This is a genomic window from Salinibacterium sp. AL4.1 (genome assembly GCF_059767305.1).
Genome location: NZ_JBSOQK010000001.1, coordinates 353,618 through 375,463 on the forward strand (window position 1 = coordinate 353,618; position 21,846 = coordinate 375,463).

A 21,846-nucleotide genomic window follows, 5' to 3' on the forward strand; every position below is an offset into this window, starting at 1 on the left:
AGAGTGAACCGTCGCGCCCGCGGGAGATATCCTCGCGTGGTTAAAAAGCAGAAGCCCCGGCGAACCGGGGCTTCATCTGTGAGCGATACTGGGATCGAACCAGCGACCTCTTCCGTGTCAGGGAAGCGCGCTACCGCTGCGCCAATCGCTCATGCTATTTAGTTAGAAACTAACCAAGTTACAAACACCAACCGGGAAACCGGCTGAACACTCGTTACGAGGTGGAGACGGGATTTGAACCCGCGTATACGGCTTTGCAGGCCGCTGCCTCGCCTCTCGGCCACTCCACCGCACATGAGAAGTGTCAACGAGGCTGACACTTCTCATTCGAGCGGATGACGAGATTCGAACTCGCGACCCTAACCTTGGCAAGGTTATGCGCTACCACTGCGCCACATCCGCATTTGCAAGCTATTCGGTTACCCGTTTTCGCGTGCTAGATGACTGTATACGAAGAGTGCGCGAAGTTCCAATTCGGCCGCGAGCGTGTCGTCGAGATATGCGAAGATTGGTCTGCGGGCGATTGGCGCAGTTGGTAGCGCGCTTCCTTCACACGGAAGAGGTCATCGGTTCGAGTCCGGTATCGCCCACCGTTATTTCCCGCGTCTTGCCGCTGAAATCCGCGGATCATCGAGGCTAGTGTCGGTGGCCTGCCCGGTAGCCTTGAGGAATGTCAGCTCCCTCTCCACGTCGCGCATCTGTGTTGCGAGAATTTTTTTCGGGCGTCGGATTTCTTTTTCGCGGGTTTCGAATGTGGATCACCGCCCCTCGGCTGATGTTGCTGGGAATGATCCCTGCCGCCATCGTGGGCATCGCCGCGATTGCCGTGCTTGTTGCCCTGATCGTCAACATTGAGGTCATCGCCGTCTCAATCACTCCGTTCGCTCGCGAATGGGGTGAAGTCGCGCAGGCTGCCACCCACTTCGCGGCGGGTCTGGCTCTCATCGTGGCGAGCATCCTCGTCATTCTGAACACCTACACCACGATCACCTTGATGGTGGGCGACTCGTTTTATCGATTGATCGCCACCCACGTGGACGCCGTACACTGTGCTCCCCCGGAACAACAGCCTCAAGGCTTCTGGCGCGACCTCCGCCGTGGAATCGGGGAAGGACTCCGGGTATTGATCCCCACCGTGGGACTCGCTGTCCTCGTGTTCGCGTTGGGGTTCATCCCCATTGCCGGAGGAGTCATCGCAGCGACAGCTGGCGCACTCCTGGGTGGATGGTTGCTGGTCGTGGAGCTCAGCAACATCCCTTTCGAATCCCGTGGACTCCACCTCACGGCTCGGCGGCGCACACTACGAGCGTCACGCGCGCGAGCGCTGGGGCTAGGGGCTGCGACCTACGTAGTTTTCTTGATCCCTTTCGGGGCCGTGCTCGCTATGCCCGCTGCAGTTGCCGGCGCGACACTGTTGACCCGTTCAGTTCTTGGCGAGGATGCGCGGCTCAACGACCTCGCTGCGACGACCAATACGGCCCAAGAGCCACCACACGAGCGACGAGACAACAAACGCAAAGCCCGCTGAGGCGAGCACGCTCTGAAGCTGCTGTTCAAAGATGAAAGTTTGACCGGTGAAGAGGAACCCCGAACCTGTAGCTAACACACCAAGAGATACGACCCCGATGCTCCCACCAATGAGGTGGGTGTTGACCAGAAACCGAAGTTGGTTGCCCAAAGGCGACCCTTTGCGCACAGTAAATGCACACGCAACGGCGCCTGCAATAAAGCCAGCGACGGCCGCGGAGACCGGAGTGAACAACGGTGCGCCGGCAGAGACCGCAATAAGGCCGCTAATGAGGCCACCGGCAAGCGATTTGAGTCTGATCGTGCCGTGGTTGATCAGTTGCACGATGCACCAGCCCAATGCGCCAAACATCGCGCTCACAGCGCCATTGGCCACGATGAGGCCCACCACGTCATCGAACGCGAATTCAGCTCCCACAAGCCATGCCAGCCATCCCAACACAGCAAGAACGAGCGCGGTAATGCCAACACGCACAGGAACGGCCTTACGCGCACCACGGATGAGAGAACGCCGCTCCACGACGAGCACGGCGAGCATGCTGGCACCGACCGCGACGCTCATGACCAAGGCGCCACCATGATCGATCGGACTCAGCCCCAGCGGTGTCGTCGTCCCAAACGGCTCGAACGTGCGCACGGCAATTGGGACATACACGGCGATGCCCCACACACAGCTATAAGCAACGCTCCGCCAGAGGGGCGCGCCAGAACTTCGCGACACCAGAGTGACGAGGAAACAGCAGACGGCGCCTAAAGCGGCTAGCGAAGGCATCATTACCGTGCGTAAGTCGACGGACAATGCCGGAACGATGACCAGCCACGCAACGGCGCCCGGAGCGGCGCAGGCTAGCGAGGAGATTGTCAGCGCGGTCCACGTCGCGGCAGGCAAGGTGCTCGCGTACAGAACGATGAGCGCCACTAACAGCAGCAACAATGCGACCGCCCCTAGGCTCGCCGCCGCTAAATCTGCCGTCACTGTTGCCCTCCCCGCACCAGTTTCGCGCCCAATGGATCACCGCACAACACTCCACTCGTAATTGTTCGAGTGGTTCTCAACAATGAGATCAGGCTTTGTTGGATGTGAGAGCGATTAGCCGCGACACCGCGCGAAGATACTTCTTGCTGTAACCGCCGGCAAGCATGTCGTCGGGGAACACCGCATCCAGCGCAGTGCCATCTGCATAGATGGCGACTTGTGCGTCATAAAGCCGGTCGACAAAGGCCACGAACCGCAACGCGTCGGTTTGGTTGGCAAACTCGTGAACGCCGGTAAGCCCGACCGCATCAATCCCCTCGATCAACTTCACATACCGCGAGGGGTGAACTCCAGCAAGATGCTTGAGCAACTCGTCGAAGGAATCGAGTGTTGTCACACCGGTCGCTGTCGCAATAGCTGCCGCTGCATCCGCAACCGCCACGGCGTGGGCTCCCGTGTCGCGGCGACGGTAGTCGAGCCCGTCGATACGGATGGTCTCGAACTTCGCCGAGAGCGAGTCGATTTCGCGCAAGAAATCTTGAGCTGCAAAGCGCCCTTCGCCGAGGGCGTTCGGTGGAGTATTGGACGTCGCAGCAATTTTGGTGCCCGAAGCAACCAACTCAGACAACAAGCGCGAGATCAACCGGGTATCGCCGGGATCGTCGAGTTCAAATTCATCGATGCACACCAAAGATGCGCCCTTAAGCAGCTGGACGGCGGGCGCATACCCCACGGCCCCCACGAGCGCCGTGTACTCGATAAAGGTTCCGAAGTACTTGCGGCCGGCCATCTGGTGCCAGAGCGCCGCGAGCAGGTGAGTCTTGCCGACGCCGAATCCGCCGTCGAGGTAAACCCCAGGTTTTATTGCGGGAGTTTTCTTGCGAGAGAACAACCCGCCCGACTTGGCGCCGGCGACGAAGTGCCGCATCGCAGCGACTGCAGCGCCCTGCGAAGGGTAGTCACGATCAGGACGATAGGAATCTAACGTCGCGCCGGTGAACTGGCGCGGCGGCACAAGTTCGGCGAGCATCTGCGCTCCGGTCAACGACGGGATACGATCGACTAGACGCTCAGGAGTCGTAGGCGCAGTAGCGCTCATTCTCAGCCTCGGTTATTTTTCGCAGTGTTACGGCAACGCGGTGTAATCAGCGGCGAATGCGTAATTTCTTGGGCAAGGGACCCGTCAAGCTTAGTTTGAAGCCCGCGCCAGTTTTTCCACCCACAATCGGAGGTAGTTATGACTATCGAACGCGACCCAGCCCCCCAATTTGCTGAGTTCTCTCACCCTGAACGCTTGGTGTCTGCTCAGTGGGTTGAAGAACACCTCGGCGAACCCGGACTCGTTGTCGTCGAATCCGATGAAGACGTACTTCTGTACGAAACGGGTCACATCCGCGGCGCCGTCAAAATCGACTGGCACACAGACCTCAACGACCCTGTAACGCGCGACTACATCGATGGCGAAGGCTTCGCTGAACTCATGTCGCGCAGCGGCATCTCGCGCGACAGCACCGTCGTGATTTATGGTGACAAGACCAACTGGTGGGCTGCGTACGCCCTGTGGGTTTTCACGCTATTCGGTCACGAAGACGTCCGTCTCATGGATGGTGGGCGCGCAAAGTGGGAGGCCGACGGCCGCGAATACACCCTCGAAGTTCCCTCCCCGACCCCGACTGAGTACCCCATCGTCGAACGCTCCGACTCGGTAATTCGCGCATTCCGCGATGACGTGCTCGCCCACCTTGGCAACCCCTTGGTCGACGTCCGTTCGCCCGAAGAGTACAGCGGTGCGCGCACCACGGTTCCCGGCTACCCCGAAGAAGGCGCACTTCGCGCCGGCCACATCCCTAGCGCACAGAGCGTGCCGTGGTCGAAGGCTGTTGCTGAAGACGGCACGTTCCGCCCGCTCAGCGAACTGAACACCATCTACCGGGAAGGTGCGGGCCTGAAGGATGGCGACGACATCGTCGCCTACTGCCGTATCGGTGAGCGTTCGAGTCACACCTGGTTCGTTCTCAACTACCTCATGGGGTTCCCGAACGTACGCAACTACGACGGATCGTGGACCGAGTGGGGCTCCCTCGTGCGGGTTCCAATCGCTCTCGGCACTGAGCCGGGTGATGTTCCTTCCCGCTAGACTGGTGCAGTGAGTGAGCAGCAGATCCCCAGCCAGTTAGCCGAAATTCGAGACGACTTTCTTGGCTTCGAGCTGAGGGATCGGCTGCAACTTCTGCTGGAGTTCGCCAACGAACTTCCGGAGCTGCCCGCGCGCTACGCCGATCACCCCGACCTCTTTGAACGGGTAGAAGAGTGTCAGTCCCCTGTTTTCATCTTCATCGAAGTTGAAAACGACATCGTTCACATGTTTGCTACAGCGCCTGCTGAGGCTCCCACGACGCGAGGTTTCGCGTCCATCCTGGTCCAGGGCCTCTCCGGGCTCAGTAGTGCCGAAGTTCTTGAGCTGTCGGATGACTTTCCGCAGACTCTCGGGCTTTCTCAAGCTGTTAGCCCGTTGAGGCTACGCGGGATGACCGGCATGCTGGCGCGCGCTAAACGACAAATCCGGCTCAAGACCGCGGTCTAAGCGCCGCAGCACACAGGTCGCTCCGCCGCGGTCGCTCATTCAACGGATGACTCAACCGCACCGAGCTGCGCCGCGAGCCAGACTCTAATCGCGGTCAGCCACCGATCGCTGTCATAGTTCCAGAGGCGTGTGTGGCCTGCTGTGTCGAACTCTTCGTAGGTGACGATGTCGGGTCGGGATTCAGCCAGCGCGCGAGACGGCTCTACGGGCACATAGCCGTCGTCTTCGCTGTGCATCAACAAGATGGGGCGATCAAGCTCATCCGCACGGTCGACGAAGTTCAGCTCTGCGATATCGAGTGGCCCCTCCATGCCGACGAGAAAGGGAGCCTGGTCGCTGTTCAATACGATCTGGGCTCCCCGTTGAACCGGGGTGGGGATGCGGTTGAGATCGCCATGAAGCTCCATGGTCGGGCCCCAGGCGATGACTGGCGAATCAAGGATGAGTCCGATGATCGTGTCGCGGTTGGTCGAGCGAACCAGCGTCTGAAGGGCGGTCGCCCCACCCATCGACCACCCCATGAGAATGATGCGTTCGGCACCAGCCGAGAGGGCATAGGTAATCGCTGCGTCGACATCCCGATACTCCGTCGAACCCAGGCCGTAGAGACCATCGGATGAGCTCGGGGCTTCCGTGTCATTGCGGTACGAAACAGCAAGAGAGGTTATGCCCGCGTCGTAGAACTCGCCCAAGGCGCGAACCGTTTCGGGACGTTGCACGCCACGGCCGTGAATATGGATGGCCCACGTCGCCGTAGGACGCGCCGCAGGAACCAGCCACGCGGGTGCTGGGCCTAGCTCCGTAGGAACCATCACCTCGGAATACTCGAGTCCGAGTCCAGCCGGCGTGACATAGAACCATCCACTAGTCCGAGCGTTATCGCCCGGCTGCGGCACACCCTTCTCTACCTCAATCAATTCGCGCGCCACCCATTGAGCACCCTGCGAAACCACCGGACCGATTCGCGCGAGTCCCGAGTTGTCGGCGAACCACAGGCTGAAGCGACCAGGGGCCCGGCTCTCCGCCGCCGACGACAACACGATCGTCGACTCTCCCACCGCGAGTACCCGCAAAGTGCTGTCGGCTATCCCTGGCGGGGTCACGATTCTGCGCGCAAAGTAGACCGATAGCGCAGCGCCGCTGACCAGAGCGATGCCTCCCGCTGCCACCGCAGCAACTGCAACTCCGCCAACAACCTTGGCAGCGACGCGGAGTCGAGAAGATACCGGCATCCTAAAACCTCCATCGTGCAGCCGTGAGAGCGCGGCGTGCCTTACTAGCGATTGTTCAGCTAAAGCCTAATCTTCTGACGTGCCTGAATCGCCAGCTGGACCAACGCCGCCCGCGATATTTACGTCTGCGGTCGAGTCACTCCGCGCCGCTGCTTTGCGCCCCGAGCTCGCGATTACCGAGATTTCGGCACCGACTCAGATCGCGCCGTGGTCATTCGCCCTTGCTGCGGATGTCACGCCCAGCCGTCACGGTGAAGACTCTGACCTCGGCACAGGCCGCTTCGTGCTGTTGTATGACCCCGAGTCGCCCGACGCGTGGGAGGGCGAGTTCAGGATCATCTGCTTCGCCCAAGCACCCCTCGAACCTGACATCGGAGTCGATGAATTTCTGAGCTCAGTTACGTGGTCCTGGCTCGTCGATGCGCTCGATAGCTGTGGCGCGAAGTACGACCAAGTTTCCGGCACGGCTACTCGCATCCTCTCTACGGGATTTGGCGAACTTGAGTCGCAGCCCGACGGCGCACAAATTGAACTTCGAGCCTCTTGGAGCCCCCAAGATCTCGACATTGCTGCTCATGTGGAAGGCTGGAGCGAGTTAGTCTGCATGCTTGCCGGACTTCCGCCCACGATTGAAGGAGTCACCATGTTGTCGGCCCGTAGAGCTGGGCGTGAGTAGCGCCTCCGAGAGTGCAGCCCCCGAGGGCGAGTCGCACGCCGCCACCCAAGCCCCTCATGTTCCCGTTGATGTCATCGACGATCGGGACGAATATCTTGCTGCCGTCGACGCGATTGCTGCCGGGCACGGCCCCATCGGTATCGACGCCGAACGGGCCAGCGGCTACCGCTACTCGCAACGTGCGTACCTCATTCAGATCTTTCGACGTGGAGCTGGCACTTTTCTCTTCGATCCGCCCGCTATTGGTGACTTCAGCGAACTGAACGACGTCATTGCAGAGGAAGAGTGGATTCTGCACGCAGCCACTCAAGACCTCACTTGTTTGCGCGAGGTCGGCCTGAATCCCACCCGTCTCTTCGACACGGAGCTCGGTGCGCGAATCGCGGGTCTTCCCCGCGTCGGTCTCGGAACGGTCGTTGAGCACTTACTGGGTATCCACCTTGCGAAGGAACATTCCTCGGCAGACTGGTCAACCCGCCCGCTTCCGCAGTCGTGGCTCGTCTATGCCGCTCTGGATGTCGAACTTCTTGTTGATCTTCGGGAAGAGCTTGGTGCGCTGCTCGATAAGGATGGCAAGGGCGAGATCGCCCGCCAAGAGTTCGAATCAGTCTTGGGACGCGATCTCAGCAATGTTCGGGCCGAACCATGGCGCCGATTGAGCGGAGTCCACTCGATTCGCGGCGGCAAGAACTTGGCCGTGGCCCGTGAGCTCTGGCTCGCTCGCGATGCGTACGCGCAAGAAGTGGATACGGCTCCTGGTCGCCTCGTACCGGACTCAGCGCTGCTCGCAGCCGCGAAGGTACTTCCCGAGTCGAAGCGACTGCTCTCGAGCTTGAAAGAGTTCCGCGGGCGCGCAAGCCGCACCCAGATTGACCGATGGTGGGACGCGATCCAGGCGGGGCTTGCATCGACCGACATTCCCGCCTCGCGCGTAGCGAGCGACACTCTGCCTCCCCCGCGGGTCTGGTCGGACAAGAATCCCGAAGCGGATCGTCGCTTGAAGGCTGCTCGCGCTCTCATGACCGAGTTCTCCGAAGAAATGTCAATTCCCATCGAGAACTTATTGACGCCCGACTACCTGCGCCGAGTTGCGTGGAACCCGCCCGCAGAAATCTCCACGGAGAGCATCTCTGAAGCCCTCGTCGCGCTCGGCGCGCGACAATGGCAACTTGACGTATCTGCACAGTCAATTGCGCAAGCCTTTGTGGAAGCCAACCAAACGCCTGAAGACTCCGTCGACACCGAGTCGTAGGAACAATCAAAGGATTCCTAACCTTAAACTCGGCCACTTATGATCAGTGCTACATCCAAGGATTTAGTGGAGGCATTGTGGCCGAGAAAACCGAGATTGTATTCGTAGATGGAGTCCGTACTCCATTTGGACGTGCCGGCGAGAAGGGCATGTTCTGGAATACCAGAGCTGATGACCTCGTCGTCAAGGCGATGATCGGACTTCTGGAGCGTAACCCCCAGATTCCGAAGGAACGCTTCGACGAAGTTGCCATCGCGGCAACCACTCAAACGGGAGATCAAGGCCTGACGATCGGCCGCAGTGCGGCTCTTCTTGCCGGACTCCCCCAATCAGTTCCCGGATATGCCATCGACCGCATGTGCGCTGGCGCGATGACCGCAGTCACCAATGTGGCCGGCGGAATCGCTTTCGGCGCCTATGATCTGGCGATCGCTGGCGGCGTCGAGCACATGGGGCATCACCCTATGGGTTCTGGCGTAGACCCGAACCCTCGCTTCCTCGCAGAAAAGCTGGTTGACCCTGAAGCCCTCAACATGGGCAACACTGCCGAGAAGCTGCACGATCGCTTCCCGCACCTCACGAAGGCCCGCGCCGATGCATTCGCACTGCGCAGCCAGCAGCGCGCCACGGCCGCGTACGAAGCCAACAACATCCAGCCCGACTTGATCTCTGTCGCCACGAAGAGTGAGTCCGGCTGGGGCTTGGCTACTCGCGACGAGGGGCTTCGGCCGGAAACGACTCTTGAGGGCCTTGCCGGTCTCAAGACGCCGTTCCGCCCGCACGGCCGCATCACGGCCGGAAACGCCTCGGGACTCAACGACGGGGCGACCGCCAGCATCATCGCTAGCGGCGAAATGGCTCGTGAACTCGGCCTCAAGCCAAAGATGCGCATGGTGAGCTTCGCCTACGCCGGCGTCGAACCCGAAATCATGGGTATTGGTCCGATCCCCTCAACTGAGAAGGCGCTGCGCAAGGCTGGCCTCACGATCGACGACATCGGCCTCTTCGAATTGAATGAAGCATTCGCTGTTCAGGTGCTTTCGTTGCTCGACCATTACGGGATCGATGACGAGGACCCCCGCGTCAACCAGTGGGGTGGAGCCATCGCAATGGGACACCCGCTCGCGTCATCCGGTGTCCGTCTCATGATCCAGCTCGCCGCACAGTTCGAACAGCACCCCGAGGTGCGTTACGGCCTGACCGCCATGTGTGTCGGCCTCGGTCAAGGTGGATCCGTTATCTGGGAGAACCCCAACTACAAGGGAGCAAAGTAACAATGACCCAGCAATTTGCACGTCTTGCTGATCTGGCCAAAGACGAAGTAGTCACTCACTCCTACGTGCGCGACGTTCCGCTCTCAGCGGGCCGCACGCTCGCCCTCATCACCCTCGACAACGGCAAGGACCACACGCGTCCGAATACGCTCGGCCCGGCAACTTTGCTTGAGTTTGCGAAGGTGCTCGACGAGCAAAAGGAACGCGCCACTGCTGGCGAAATCCACGGTGTCGCCGTCACGGGCAAGCCCTTCATCTTCGCTGCGGGCGCCGATCTTTCGAAGGTCAGCGAAATCCCTGACCGCGAAACCGGTAAGCAGATGGCCGAGCTTGGTCACTGGGCGCTCGGCAAACTCAGCGAATTGGGTGTTCCCTCCTTCGTATTCATCAACGGCCTCGCTCTGGGCGGTGGCGTCGAGGTTCCCCTCAACGCCGACTACCGCACGATCGACAGCTCGGTTCCGGCGCTTGCGCTGCCCGAGGTCTTCCTTGGACTCATTCCAGGCTGGGGTGGCGCGTGGTTGCTCCCCAACCTCATCGGAATCGAAAACGCGCTCAAGGTCGTCATCGAGAACCCGCTCAAGAACAACCGGATGCTCAAGGGCCCCGAAGCATTTGAGCTGGGCATCGCCGACGCCATGTTTGGCCCCGCAAACTTCCTCGAAGATTCCATTCGCTGGGCAGATGGTGTCATCGCTGGCACCACGAAGGTCAAGCGCAAGAATGAGCCGGGCAAGATCGAACGCACAGTGAAGTGGGATGTGGCTATCGGTATCGCCGAGAAAATGCTCGCGAACCGCATTGGTCGCGTCGCCAAGTCGCCCTACGCTGCACTTGCGCTGCTCAAGGCCGCCAAGAACACTGACAAGAAGACTGGTTTTGAGGCCGAAGATAACGCTCTCGCCGACATGATCTCCGGTGACCAGTTCCAGGCCAGCATCTATGCCTTCAACCTCGTGCAGAAGCGCGCAAAGCGCCCGGCGGGAGCTCCCGATAAGGAACTCGCCCGCAAGGTGACGAAGGTCGGTGTTATCGGCGCCGGACTCATGGCTCGCCAGTTTGCGCTGCTCTTCGTTCGCCGTCTGCAGGTGCCGGTCGTCATCACTGATCTTGACCAGGCCGCAACCGACGCCGGAGTCGCCGCGATTCATGCGGAAATCGAGAAGCTCAACGAGAAGGGCCGCCTCTCCTCTGACGACACGAACCGCCTCAAGGCGCTCGTGACGGGAACAACGAACAAGGCTGACTTCGCTGACTGCGATTGGGTCATCGAAGCGATCTACGAAGAACTCGGAGCTAAGCAGTCGGTCTTCGCCGAGGTCGAGCAGCACATCTCCGAAGAGGCTATTTTGGCCACGAATACCTCGTCACTTTCTGTCGAGCAAATCGGTGCCAAACTGAAGCACCCGGAACGCGTTGTGGGTTTCCACTTCTTCAACCCGGTTGCTGTCATGCCGTTGATCGAGGTCGTCAAGACACCTCACACCAACGACGAGACCCTCTCCACCGCTATGGTGACCGCGAAAAACCTGCGCAAGAATGCCGTGATCACGACCGACACTCCTGGCTTCGTAGTCAACCGTATCCTCGCGAAGGTTCTCGGCGAAGCGATGCACGCAGTGGACACCGGAACTCCTTTCGAGGTCGTTGAAGAGTCCACCCGCCCGTTCGGTCTTCCGATGACACCGTTCGAGCTACTCGAACTCGTCGGGCTCAAGGTCGGCGCCCACGTTCTGGACACGCACCATGCGGCGTTCCCCGAGCGCTTCTTTGAGAGCAAGAACCTTCACAAGCTCGCGGAACTTGGCTACATCTTCGACCGTGACAGCAAGGGCAAGTCAAAGGGTGTCTCCAAGAAGGCCGTCGAGATCGTCAAGGGCGGTAACTCGCCCATGACAGCGGAAGAGCTTCAGATCCGTATCGAAGATGGTCTCGCCGACGAAATTCATCGAATGCTGGAAGGCGGCGTTGTCGCTGCGGCAGAAGATATCGACCTCTGCCTCATTCTCGGCGCGGGCTACCCGTTCCAGATGGGTGGAGTGACGCCCTACCTCGACCGTGCCGGAGCGTCGGAGCGAGCATTCGGCAGCACCTTCCACGACCCGCGCATCCGCGGCGTTCAGTAGGCGCGCACCCGTACCGGTATAACGGCCGAGGCCCTGTTCAGAGAGAATCTGAACAGGGCCTCGAGTCTTTAAGTTTCCACGCGCAGAAACCGCGCTGCGGTGCCGCTAGCTGCGTTCGGCGGGAAGCCGATACTCATCAGAGTCGCTCTCAAGGAGCGGCCGAGCAATCGGGATCTTGCTTCCCAGCACCTGGGCGACAACGTCGCGAGCAATGTGCTGCGGGGTCAAGCCCACCTGGTCAAGGATGTAATCACGGCTCCCGTGGTCGAGGAACGTGTCCGGCAGCCCCAGCTCGTTAACCGCGGTGTCCACGCCATGGGCACGCATATCTTGGCGAATTCGCGTTCCGATGCCGCCCACTCGCACACCGTCTTCGATCGTAATCACGATGCGGTGATCAGCGGCGAAATCGATGACACTCCGGGGCACCGGAACCACCCAGCGAGGGTCGATTACGGTCGCACCGATTCCTTGAGCTGCGAGAAGCTCTGCAACCTGCAGCCCGGTCTTGGCCATCGACCCCACCGTGACGATGAGAACATCGCGCTGCTCGTCTTCACGAAGCACATCGACGCCGTCGTCAGTGCGACGAAGCGCGTCGTACTCGGTCCCTACGGTGCCTTTAGCAAAGCGAATGACGGTTGGTGCATCGTCAACCGCGACGGCCTCGCCGAGCTCCTCACGCAGGCGTGCAGCATCTCTGGGGGCAGCAATACGAATATTCGGGACGACTTGCAACAGTGCGAGATCCCACATGCCGTGATGGCTCGCACCATCGGGGCCGGTGACCCCCGCCCGGTCGAGCACGAAGGTGACGCCGGCGCGGTGCAGCGCGACATCCATCAGCACCTGGTCAAAAGCACGATTGACGAATGTGGCGTAGAGCGCCACAACCGGGTGAAGCCCACCAAAGGCGAGTCCCGCCGCCGACGTGACCGCGTGTTGTTCAGCGATCCCGACGTCGTGAACCCGTGCCGGATACTTTTCAGCAAAGCGATGAAGGCCCGTGGGGCGCAGCATGGCAGCTGTGATTCCCACGAGACGTGGGTTGGCATCCGCCAGCTTCACAATCTCTTCAGAGAAGACCGACGTCCAGGATGCAGCGCCGCCCGTTACGATCGGCTCCCCCGTCGCGGGATCGATCTGACCGACGGCATGGAACTGATCGGCAACGTCGGCCAAGGCCGGTTCGTAGCCGCGGCCCTTCTCGGTGATTGCGTGAACAATAACCGGAGCGCCGTACGACTTAGCCTGCTCGAGCGTCTCGACGAGCGCGCCGATGTCGTGGCCGTGCACAGGGCCCAAGTACTTAATGTCCAGATTGGAGTAGAGGGCTTCGTTGTTACTGAAGCGCGAAAGGAACCCGTGTGCGCCACCGCGGATGCCTCGATACAGAGCCCTACCAGGCCCACCAAAAGTGCCGAAGAATTTCTCGCTCGATCCATGCAATGTGCGGTAGGAGCGTCGGGTGCGCACACTGTTGAGGAAGTGTGCCATTCCTCCGATGGTGGGGGCATACGACCGCCCATTGTCGTTGACGACAATGACCAAATTGCGACTGTTGTCGTCGCTGATGTTGTTGAGCGCTTCCCACGTCATCCCGCCCGTGAGGGCCCCGTCGCCGACAACTGCGACAACGTGACGGTCGCTCTGGCCCGTCATCTCGAAGGCGCGGGAAATTCCGTCTGCCCACGACAGCGAACTCGAGGCGTGGGAACTCTCTACGATGTCGTGCTCAGACTCGGAGCGTTGCGGGTAACCCGCAAGGCCACCTTGCGAACGTAGTTTCGTAAAGTCTTTGCGCCCCGTCAGAATCTTGTGAACGTAGCTCTGATGCCCGGTGTCGAACACCACAGCATCTCGCGGTGAATCAAAGACACGATGAATAGCCGTAGTGAGCTCGACAACGCCGAGGTTGGGGCCGAGATGCCCGCCCGTTCGCGACACGTTTTCGATCAAGAACTCGCGGATCTCTTGCGATAGCTGAGTAAGTTGCTGTGTAGAGAGACCGTCTAGATCTCGGGGACCATTGATTCCCTCGAGTATGTTCATACGCTCAGTCTAGGCTCCTTCATTTGCCTTGTGAACAAATGTGCATGAGGTTCTGAGCCGACCCTCAGTCTTCGCCGGCAACGCAAAAAGCGCGCGGGGAGAGCGTAAATGCTCTTCCCGCGCGCCTGATGCGCACGCGCTAGTTAGACCAGCGAACGCAGAACGTACTGAAGGATTCCACCGTTGCGGTAGTAGTCAGCCTCACCGGGAGTGTCGATGCGGAGTTTCGCGTCGAACTCGATCGTTGCCTTACCCTCGGGCGAGTGCGCGGTTGGCTCCGCTACAACGTGCAGCGTGCTGGGAATGCGGTCGTCGTTGAGTTCCTCAACACCGGTGATGCTGATGCTCTCGGTTCCGTCGAGCCCCAGCGTCTCCCAGCTCTGTCCCTCGGGGAACTGGAGCGGAAGAACGCCCATGCCAATGAGGTTGGAGCGATGAATGCGCTCGAAGCTCTCGCAGATGACAGCCTTCACACCGAGCAAGCTCGTGCCCTTGGCAGCCCAGTCACGCGAAGAACCGGAACCGTACTCCTTGCCGCCGAGAACGACGAGCGGAGTTTCCTGCGCTGCGTAGTTCTGAGCCGCGTCGTAAATGAACGACTGCGCGGCATCCGGCGTGGTGAAGTCTCGAGTGTAACCACCCTCTACGCCATCGAGAAGCTGGTTCTTGAGGCGGATGTTGGCGAAGGTTCCACGGATCATTACTTCGTGGTTTCCACGGCGCGATCCGTAAGAGTTGAAGTCCTTACGGTCGATGCCGTGCTCCGCGAGGTAGATACCAGCGGGGCTGTCGCCCTTGATCGAACCGGCGGGGCTGATGTGGTCGGTTGTTACCGAGTCACCCAGCTTGGCGAGAACGCGAGCACCCGTGATCGAGCTGACCGGAGTGATCTCCATGGTCATTCCCTCGAAGTATGGGGGCTTCCGCACGTAAGTCGACTCGTCGTCCCACTCGAAAGTAGAACCGGTCGGCGTCGGCAGGTTCTGCCAACGCTCGTCACCGTCAAAGACGCCGGCGTACTCATGCGTGAACATCTCGCGGTCAATCGACGAGTCGATCGTTGCCTGAACCTCAGCAGCGTCGGGCCAGATGTCCTTCAAGAAGACATCGTTGCCATCTTGGTCTTGACCAAGAGCGTCCGTGTCGAAGTCGAAGTTCATCGAACCCGCGAGAGCGTAGGCAATGACGAGCGGCGGGCTAGCGAGGTAGTTCATCTTTACGTCGGGGTTGATGCGACCCTCGAAGTTGCGGTTTCCCGAAAGAACCGCGGTGACCGCGAGATCGTTCTCGTTGATCGCAGCGGAAATTTCATCTTCCAGAGGACCCGAGTTACCGATACACGTCGTGCAGCCATAGCCGACGGTGTAGAAACCGAGAGCTTCAAGCGACTCGTCGAGACCCGACTTCGCGTAGTAGTCAGTGACTACCTTGGAACCGGGAGCCAGGGTGGTTTTGACCCACGGCTTCGACTTGAGGCCCTTCGCCGCTGCATTGCGAGCCAGCAAGCCTGCCGCGAGCATCACCGAAGGGTTCGACGTGTTGGTGCACGAGGTAATCGCTGCAATAGCAACGGCACCGTGGTCGAGAGTGAAGGGGTCTCCGCCATCGACACTCACCGCGGTCGGCTGCGATGCAGTCGACGGTGCATGGCTGGAGTGCGTGTGCGAACGCTCGTGAGCGGAATCTTCATCCTGCGGGGTCAGACCAACCGGATCGGATGCCGGGAAGGTTCCTTCAACCGCAGCGTCGACCTTGGAGTGGTCCACGGATGCGTAGTTGTTGAGGTCGATCTCGAACTGGCTCTTCGCGCTGGTGAGCTCAATGCGGTCCTGAGGACGCTTCGGGCCAGCGATTGACGGAACAACAGTGGCGAGGTCGAGCTCGAGGTACTCGCTGTAGTTAGGCTCAACGCTCGGGTCGTGCCAGAGCGACTGTAGCTTCGCGTACGCCTCAACAAGCTGAACCTGCTCTTCGCTGCGACCCGTAAGACGCAAGTAGTCGAGCGTGACATCGTCGACGGGGAACATCGCCGCCGTCGAACCGAATTCAGGGCTCATGTTTCCGATGGTCGCGCGGTTAGCGAGAGGCACTGCGCCAACGCCCTCACCGTAGAACTCAACGAACTTGCCGACAACGCCATGCTGGCGAAGCATCTGCGTGATCGTCAGCACAACGTCAGTGGCGGTGACGCCAGCAGGGATCTCACCGTTGAGCTTGAAGCCAACAACCTTGGGGATGAGCATCGATACGGGCTGGCCGAGCATTGCTGCCTCGGCTTCAATACCGCCAACGCCCCAGCCAAGAACACCGAGGCCGTTAACCATCGTGGTGTGCGAGTCGGTGCCGACAAGCGTGTCGGGGAAGGCGCGAGTCTTGCCGTCAACTTCACGCGTGTACGTGACCCGGGCAAGGTGCTCGATGTTGACCTGGTGAACGATTCCGGTTCCCGGAGGAACAACCTTGAAGTCATCGAACGCCGTCTGGCCCCAACGAAGGAACTGGTAACGCTCACCATTGCGCTGGTACTCAAGTTCGACGTTGCGTTCGAGAGCGTTTTCGGAACCGAAGAGGTCCGCGATGACCGAGTGGTCGATGACGAGTTCCGCAGGAGCTAGCGGGTTGATCTTGGTGGGGTCTCCACCGAGCTCAGCGACGGCCTCGCGCATGGTCGCGAGGTCAACGATGCACGGAACACCGGTGAAGTCCTGCATCACAACGCGGGCAGGGGTGAACTGGATTTCGGTGTCGGGGTCTGCACTGGGCACCCACGATCCGAGGGACTCGATCTGCGACTTTGTGACGTTCTTTCCGTCTTCGGTGCGGAGGAGGTTTTCGAGCAAAACCTTGAGGCTAAACGGTAGCTTTTCGTATCCCGCTACCTTGTCGATGCGGAACACTTCATAGTCGGCTGAACCGACTGTGAGGGTGTCTTTCGACCCAAAACTATTGACTGTCGACACTGTCATCTCCCTTGCTACGGTTCTTCAATCCTTGCGCGGAGCGTGCGCTGCATCCAGCAAGGCAAGCCTAAGACTGAATCGCAGAAACTGCGCTGCGATCTACGTCAAAAGTATCTTGACGTCGAGATAAATATACACCATGGCGTTTCTGCGAGCCGATCGCCACGGCGACAACTTCGAACTACTCGGATGCGCTTCGTCCGTAGGCCGCGCGCATCAAGAGCCACGTTACCCAGAGCACTCCCGCGTACAGCGGAACTCCGAGGAGCAGCTTCGCCGTAGCCAAGGCCTGCGTCGCTTCTGCGAAGTACAGCGGCAACTCGACTCCGAGGCGAACCGCGAAGAGCGCCGCCCAGAGCACGGTGGCGATCAAAGCGACCCGGAACTTGGCCTTATCTTCCAACCAATCCGACGCGCTCGGCACGAGGAACGTTGCAATTATCCCGACGAGCGGCCGCCGAGCAATCACGCTGACGATGATGGCGGCGAGAAAAACAGCGTTGATTATGAAACCGAGCACAAAATTGTCTTCCGCTCGCCCAGTGATGAGCGCGAGACCAGCCGAGAGCGCGACACCCAATACACCAACAAGTGCGGAAGATACCGGGGTGCGCGAGATGAGGCGTGCGAGAACGAAGCCCACCGCAACGATCACTGGCGCCACAACGGAAGCGACGAGCTCCTGAGTAATCGTAAAGATGACCAGAAAGGCGAGGCCGGGCAGAATCGACTCTACTAAGCCACGGATGCCGCCCATCGCGGCAAGCAATGCACCCGTTGTTGGTGCCTCGCCTGGCGCCACCTGACCGACGGCGGACCGGCGAGCCGCGGCTGCTAGCGCTTCACGAACACTGGGCTCGACCCCGGCACCTTCGGCACCGGACTCCCCCGTGTGCTCGTCGGCCGAACTCACGCCTTGGCTTCTTTATCACCCGTCGCCGGCATGTGCAGCGGGATGAGGTCGCGCGGTGGCATTGGGGTGTTACCGCGAATCACCACGATCGAGCGGAAGAGATCTTCGATCTTGGTAGCGGCATCCGCACTGTTCAACGCCTCACCGGCGATTACGCCGCGAAGGAACCAGCGTGGCCCGTCAACACCGACGAAACGGGCGATGCGCTTCTCCCCCGGCTTACCGGCAACGGGAATTTCAGCAAAAACCTCGGGGCCGAACGGCCCCTCGGACACCTTCGTCGTGCCGCCCTGCGTGTGCACTTGGTCGATAATCTGCTGACGAATCTCATGCCAAAGACCACTCGAGCGGGGCGCAGCAAAAGGCTGGATTTGGAGCGTCGATCCGGCGTAGTCAAGCCCCACGGCGACGACGCGCTTGCTCGCTTCCTCTACCTCGAGGCGAAGGTGCAGCTCTTGACGGGGAAGAATTTTGACGCCACCGAGGTCGACGTAGGGGCGAACGGCGTTCGCCTCACTCTCATCGAGAGGACCATCGGTGGCGCGATTCTCCGGTGCCGATTTGGGGTGATCCTGCGGCTGCTCGGTCTCAGTAGTGTCGCTCACGACGTGGCTCCTTGTTGTGTTGACTCTGCACGGAATCCGGTCGAGCCGAAGCCCGCCTCACCGCGATGGCTGCCAGGAAGAGTCGATACGGGAATGAATCGGGCTCGGGAAACTGGCATAACGATCAATTGCGCGATTCTATCGCCCGGCTCGATCTCGAAAGTGGACGAAGCATCAGTATTGAGCAACGTAACCCGAATTTCACCCCGGTAGCCAGCATCCACTGTTCCAGGGCTATTGACGACGGTGATGCCGTGGCGCGACGCGAGGCCACTCCGGGGCACGACGAAAGCCACATACCCATCAGGAAGGGCGATAGAAACGCCTGTGGCGACGGTTTCTCGCGCCCCAGGTGCGAGCGAATAGCTTGCAGCCGAATACAGGTCGGCGCCGGCGTCTCCAGGATGCGCGTAGGTCGGCGTCTGGCCGGATGAGATAAGCACCTCTACGTTGTCAATCACGACTCGAGGCTAGTGCAGAAGATCCAACTCGCCGAAACGCACACAGCAAAATCAGTGTGTAATGGATGAGTGACTTACTACCGTGAACGCTTGTGGCCCACCGCGTGGCTCTACCTCAGCACCGCACTTATCATTCCGGCCAGCATTTTGGTCTTTTTGCCGATCAACATCACCGTCGGCTACATCACCGCTGCAGTGCTTTATCTCGCGATTGTCGGCTTCTTGCTGTGGTCGGCGCCGCTCATCACGATTGATGACAAAGAATTGCGCGCCGGAAGTGCTCGCCTTCCGATTGAGATCATCGGAGAGGTTGCGACGTTTGACGGCACCGAGGCGACGCTCGAACGCGGGCAGCGACTGGATGCGCGGGCTTGGTTGATGATTCGAGGCTGGGTGTCACCTGTCGTGCGCCTTGAACTACTCGATGAGAGCGACCCGACACCGTATTGGTTGTTGTCGAGTCGCACTCCCGAATTGGTTGCTGAAGCGATCGCAGAGGTTAAGCTGCGCACTCCAGGCAGATAGCGCCGAGCTTCGTGGTGTGGTCTACCTGCGAGCGGTGCTTCACCAGGAAGCAGCTCACGCAAGTGAATTCGTCAGCCTGAGGAGGCAGAACAACCACGTCGAGGTCGAGGTCAGAAAGGTCTGCGCCGGCAAGCTCAAAGTTTGCCGGGTTGTCTGAATCGTCGACGTCAACCGAGCCCGACATCTTGTCAGGAACACGCTCTTTAAGAGCCTCGATCGACTCGGAGTCGTCGTCGGTCTTACGAGGTGCGTCGTAGTCGGTGGCCATGCCCATCCACTTCTTTTTTACGTTGAATCACCGGAATCGGCGGGCACAGTCTCCATGAAAGCGAGACGAATTGCAAACCGCAGATTCTGCATCACTGTGCAGCGCCTGTGATAACTGTTCATGGGGGCGTGTTATTCCCATGAATTCTTCCCAATGCGTGCGACCCTAAAGGGGAATCGTGAGGGCTGGAGAAGTTCGCTATGGAAGACCTTCGGGTAATCGAAGTACAAGACGGTGCACTGATCGTGTCGAGTAACGACGGCAATCGGTATCGTCTCGCTGTTGACAGCGTGTTGCAGTCTCGACTGCGCCAAAGCCGCGCCCTCTCGGGAACCGGCCCCAAGTTGGCTCCCCGCGAGATTCAGGCTCACATCCGTGCCGGCATGTCGGCACAGGATGTTGCAAATCTCACCGGCGCCGACCTCGAGTACATCGAGCGCTTTGAAGGACCGGTCGTCGCCGAGCGCGAGTTTGTCGTCAAGTCGGCACTCGCTGTTCCCGTGCATGTGGCCGGCGAAACTGACTCCCTCACCTCCACACGAACCTTTGGATCCGCCATCCGCGAACGCTTAGCCGACATGAGCGCGGCCGACGAGCGCTGGGCGAGTTGGAAGGATCCCGAGTCAGGGTGGATCGTCAAGCTTTCGTTCAGCGCAAACACCATCGATCACGACGCACGCTGGCAGTACGATCCCAAGCGTCAGTCACTCTCCCCGCTCAACAACGAGGCGAAAACGCTGTCGCAGCAGGGCGAAGTGAGCGGAGCCCTCATCCCCCGTCTCCGTGCCGTGACGCCCACCGAGGGCGCTCCGGATGCTGCACGCTTCGATAGTGGAGCGTTCGACATCGACGATCTGGGCGATGAGCCCGCTCCGATCCGACCAGCGGAACTTCCCGTCATGCGCGATCGCAGTGCCGACGCAGGCGTCGGCAACCAAACCGCAGACTTGCTCGACGCTCTTCGTCGCCGACGTGGCGAACGGGAGCCCGCCAACTTCGATGCCGAAGAAGACGCGCCAGAACCGACGACCAGCGCCGAACCGTCGATGCGCCTGCTTGACCCACCGGCGGCAGAAGAGCGTCGCGATGCTCCCGCGCCTCCCCAAGCAACGGCGCCTCAACCGACGGCAAAGTCACGACGACGACGCGTTGCGATGCCCAGCTGGGATGACATCGTCTTTGGCACAAAGCCGGACGACGACCCGGCCTGACCCGGCCTGACCCGGCCTGGCATAACCCGGCCCGACGCGACAGCGTTGTGTGGGCATAGCCTCACCGACACACGGTGTACCTAGAGCGCGAATGCTCCGTACCTCAACAGCGGCACTCGAAGCTCTTCATCCGACCACGATCCGTGCTGGCCGATCATGTTGCGCGCCTTATCGTTTGCTGCGCGCGAATCGTAATAGGCGATCCCCTTACGGGCGGCAACGACGATGTCGCCGATTCGAGCGATCACTTCGGGATCAACGTCGCCGAACCAGCCCACTGCGATGGCTTCATCTCTGCTGACGACCCAGGCTCGACCGCCTTCGGAGTCGCGCCAGCGTTCGAGAAGTGTGGCGCGGGCATCCACATCGAGACTCGCCTCGAAGTGGAGCTGCAGGCAGCGAGGCTCACCAGCAATGTGAGCGATTCCCTCAAGCAGCTCGGGTGCGGAATCGAACAGCACGTGCGACTCACGAGGGACATCGATCATCCCGTGGTCGGCTGTGACGAGAAGGCCCTGATCAGCAGACAGCTCTGTGACAGCAGCCGCAAGCGCCGAGTCGAGAGATTCAAGGGCGTGGGTCCATTGTGGCGATTGCCACCCGTTCGCATGACCGGCCATATCGAGTTCGGGCGCATAGACATAAGTAAGTGAGGGTTGACCGCTCGTGTGACCAACTTCTACCGCGGCGCGAATCCGCTCAGCTAGAGATCCGGCGACGACGTAGCGTGCGCCGCGTAAGACGGCCTTAGTGAACCCCGAATCCCGGTAGCGTGCGGCTCCAACAGTGACGACGGTGTAGCCACGCTCCGTCGCGCGCTCGAAGATCGTCGGGACCCTCTGCCACGTCCCGGGGTCGGTAAGAGAATCCCACCCCGAAAGCTGCTGCAAAACTCGATTGTTCACCGGATCAAAAGCGCTGTATCCCACCAAGCCGTGTTGGCCCGATCGCTGGCCCGTCGTGAGGCCAGCAATGGCTGACGCCGTCGTTGTCGGGAACCCGGACTGAATCACGGCGGATTTGGAGAACGCGCCCGCAAGCGTGCGGGCGTGCCCCAATCGCGCTTTCAGGTTGTGAGCACCCATTCCATCGACGAGCAGCACAACAGCGTGCCGCACGGGAGGCAGGTTTAAGCGGTTCCCCTCGCCTGAGATTGCCTGGAATGAACTTGACAACACATCGGTAAGGTTCGCTGAGTCTGGGT

Annotated in this window: 19 protein-coding genes and 4 tRNA genes; 10 read left to right on the forward strand and 13 right to left on the reverse strand. The window is 60.3% G+C overall.

From position 1 onward, the window contains the following. Nucleotides 1-79: 79 nt before the first annotated feature. From ACWTV3_RS01770 to ACWTV3_RS01780, 3 genes are all read right to left on the reverse strand, one after another. Nucleotides 80-151 (reverse strand) — tRNA-Val (locus ACWTV3_RS01770). 68 nt (nt 152-219) lie between these two features. Then, a tRNA-Cys gene (locus ACWTV3_RS01775) sits at nt 220-290 on the reverse strand. A gap of 40 nt (nt 291-330) precedes the next feature. After that, nucleotides 331-402 (reverse strand) — tRNA-Gly (locus ACWTV3_RS01780). A gap of 115 nt (nt 403-517) precedes the next feature. Here ACWTV3_RS01780 and ACWTV3_RS01785 point away from each other — a divergent pair. Both ACWTV3_RS01785 and ACWTV3_RS01790 read left to right on the forward strand, forming a co-directional pair. Further along, nucleotides 518-590 (forward strand) — tRNA-Val (locus ACWTV3_RS01785). An 80-nt stretch (nt 591-670) separates the two neighbouring features. After that, the gene (locus tag ACWTV3_RS01790) at nt 671-1,528 is read left to right on the forward strand and encodes an EI24 domain-containing protein (protein ID WP_498476570.1); all 858 of its coding nucleotides are present in this window, start codon (nt 671-673) and stop codon (nt 1,526-1,528) included. Here ACWTV3_RS01790 and ACWTV3_RS01795 read toward each other — a convergent pair. Both ACWTV3_RS01795 and zapE read right to left on the reverse strand, forming a co-directional pair. Next, on the reverse strand, nt 1,424-2,503 hold the full coding sequence (locus ACWTV3_RS01795) for an ammonium transporter (RefSeq protein ID WP_498476571.1): 1,080 nt from the start codon (nt 2,501-2,503) through the stop codon (nt 1,424-1,426). The genes ACWTV3_RS01790 and ACWTV3_RS01795 overlap by 105 nt on opposite strands. A gap of 88 nt (nt 2,504-2,591) precedes the next feature. Further along, nucleotides 2,592-3,602 (reverse strand): cell division protein ZapE, encoded by a 1,011-nt coding sequence (gene zapE / locus ACWTV3_RS01800; RefSeq protein ID WP_498476572.1) that lies wholly within the window; start codon nt 3,600-3,602, stop codon nt 2,592-2,594. 138 nt (nt 3,603-3,740) lie between these two features. On the opposite strand from zapE, the gene ACWTV3_RS01805 reads away from it, so the two are divergent. Both ACWTV3_RS01805 and ACWTV3_RS01810 read left to right on the forward strand, forming a co-directional pair. Continuing rightward, the gene (locus ACWTV3_RS01805; protein ID WP_498476573.1) at nt 3,741-4,640 is read left to right on the forward strand and encodes a sulfurtransferase; all 900 of its coding nucleotides are present in this window, start codon (nt 3,741-3,743) and stop codon (nt 4,638-4,640) included. Between the two features lie 9 nt (nt 4,641-4,649). Then, nucleotides 4,650-5,087, forward strand: a complete 438-nt coding sequence (locus tag ACWTV3_RS01810; RefSeq protein ID WP_100388894.1) for a SufE family protein — start codon at nt 4,650-4,652, stop codon at nt 5,085-5,087. A 35-nt stretch (nt 5,088-5,122) separates the two neighbouring features. Here ACWTV3_RS01810 and ACWTV3_RS01815 read toward each other — a convergent pair whose 3' ends face one another. Next, nucleotides 5,123-6,319 carry an alpha/beta hydrolase family protein gene (locus ACWTV3_RS01815; RefSeq protein ID WP_498476574.1) on the reverse strand — a complete coding sequence of 399 codons (1,197 nt, stop codon included), beginning with the start codon at nt 6,317-6,319 and terminating at the stop codon, nt 5,123-5,125. A 79-nt stretch (nt 6,320-6,398) separates the two neighbouring features. On the opposite strand from ACWTV3_RS01815, the gene ACWTV3_RS01820 reads away from it, so the two are divergent. From ACWTV3_RS01820 to ACWTV3_RS01835, 4 genes are all read left to right on the forward strand, one after another. Next, a complete protein-coding gene (locus tag ACWTV3_RS01820; protein ID WP_498476575.1) occupies nt 6,399-6,995 on the forward strand; it encodes a DUF3000 domain-containing protein in 597 nt (198 codons plus the stop codon). After that, nucleotides 6,988-8,247, forward strand: a complete 1,260-nt coding sequence (locus tag ACWTV3_RS01825; RefSeq protein WP_498476576.1) for an HRDC domain-containing protein — start codon at nt 6,988-6,990, stop codon at nt 8,245-8,247. Before ACWTV3_RS01820 ends, ACWTV3_RS01825 begins: the two co-directional genes overlap by 8 nt. 77 nt (nt 8,248-8,324) lie before the next feature. Next, complete coding sequence (locus tag ACWTV3_RS01830) at nt 8,325-9,521, forward strand: thiolase family protein (RefSeq protein ID WP_100388890.1); 1,197 nt, start codon at nt 8,325-8,327, stop codon at nt 9,519-9,521. Between the two features lie 2 nt (nt 9,522-9,523). Beyond that, the gene (locus ACWTV3_RS01835) at nt 9,524-11,647 is read left to right on the forward strand and encodes a 3-hydroxyacyl-CoA dehydrogenase NAD-binding domain-containing protein (RefSeq protein ID WP_498476577.1); all 2,124 of its coding nucleotides are present in this window, start codon (nt 9,524-9,526) and stop codon (nt 11,645-11,647) included. Between the two features lie 105 nt (nt 11,648-11,752). Here the strand turns inward: ACWTV3_RS01835 and dxs are convergent, their stop codons facing one another. From dxs to dut, 5 genes are all read right to left on the reverse strand, one after another. Beyond that, nucleotides 11,753-13,699, reverse strand: a complete 1,947-nt coding sequence (gene dxs / locus ACWTV3_RS01840) for a 1-deoxy-D-xylulose-5-phosphate synthase (protein WP_498476578.1) — start codon at nt 13,697-13,699, stop codon at nt 11,753-11,755. A 143-nt stretch (nt 13,700-13,842) separates the two neighbouring features. Beyond that, nucleotides 13,843-16,659, reverse strand: a complete 2,817-nt coding sequence (locus ACWTV3_RS01845) for an aconitate hydratase (protein WP_498476579.1) — start codon at nt 16,657-16,659, stop codon at nt 13,843-13,845. A 181-nt stretch (nt 16,660-16,840) separates the two neighbouring features. Next, entirely contained in the window at nt 16,841-17,572 is a 732-nt protein-coding gene (locus tag ACWTV3_RS01850) for a DUF3159 domain-containing protein (RefSeq protein ID WP_498476580.1), read from the reverse strand. Next, entirely contained in the window at nt 17,569-18,177 is a 609-nt protein-coding gene (locus tag ACWTV3_RS01855; RefSeq protein ID WP_100388886.1) for a DUF3710 domain-containing protein, read from the reverse strand. The genes ACWTV3_RS01850 and ACWTV3_RS01855 overlap by 4 nt, the downstream gene beginning before the upstream one ends. Continuing rightward, nucleotides 18,174-18,638 (reverse strand): dUTP diphosphatase, encoded by a 465-nt coding sequence (gene dut / locus ACWTV3_RS01860; protein WP_498476581.1) that lies wholly within the window; start codon nt 18,636-18,638, stop codon nt 18,174-18,176. The genes ACWTV3_RS01855 and dut overlap by 4 nt, the downstream gene beginning before the upstream one ends. Before the next feature lie 69 nt (nt 18,639-18,707). On the opposite strand from dut, the gene ACWTV3_RS01865 reads away from it, so the two are divergent. Next, nucleotides 18,708-19,163 (forward strand): DUF3093 domain-containing protein, encoded by a 456-nt coding sequence (locus ACWTV3_RS01865; protein WP_498476582.1) that lies wholly within the window; start codon nt 18,708-18,710, stop codon nt 19,161-19,163. Here the strand turns inward: ACWTV3_RS01865 and ACWTV3_RS01870 are convergent. Next, nucleotides 19,138-19,431: a DUF4193 domain-containing protein gene (locus ACWTV3_RS01870; protein WP_100389298.1), complete on the reverse strand. Its 294-nt coding sequence runs from the start codon at nt 19,429-19,431 to the stop codon at nt 19,138-19,140. The two genes, ACWTV3_RS01865 and ACWTV3_RS01870, sit on opposite strands and share 26 nt — an antisense overlap. Nucleotides 19,432-19,631: 200 nt before the next feature. On the opposite strand from ACWTV3_RS01870, the gene sepH reads away from it, so the two are divergent. Next, on the forward strand, nt 19,632-20,642 hold the full coding sequence (sepH, locus tag ACWTV3_RS01875; protein WP_498476583.1) for a septation protein SepH: 1,011 nt from the start codon (nt 19,632-19,634) through the stop codon (nt 20,640-20,642). A gap of 80 nt (nt 20,643-20,722) precedes the next feature. On the opposite strand, the gene ACWTV3_RS01880 is transcribed toward sepH, so the two are convergent. Next, complete coding sequence (locus ACWTV3_RS01880) at nt 20,723-21,760, reverse strand: alkaline phosphatase family protein (protein WP_498476584.1); 1,038 nt, start codon at nt 21,758-21,760, stop codon at nt 20,723-20,725. Nucleotides 21,761-21,846: the final 86 nt, after the last annotated feature.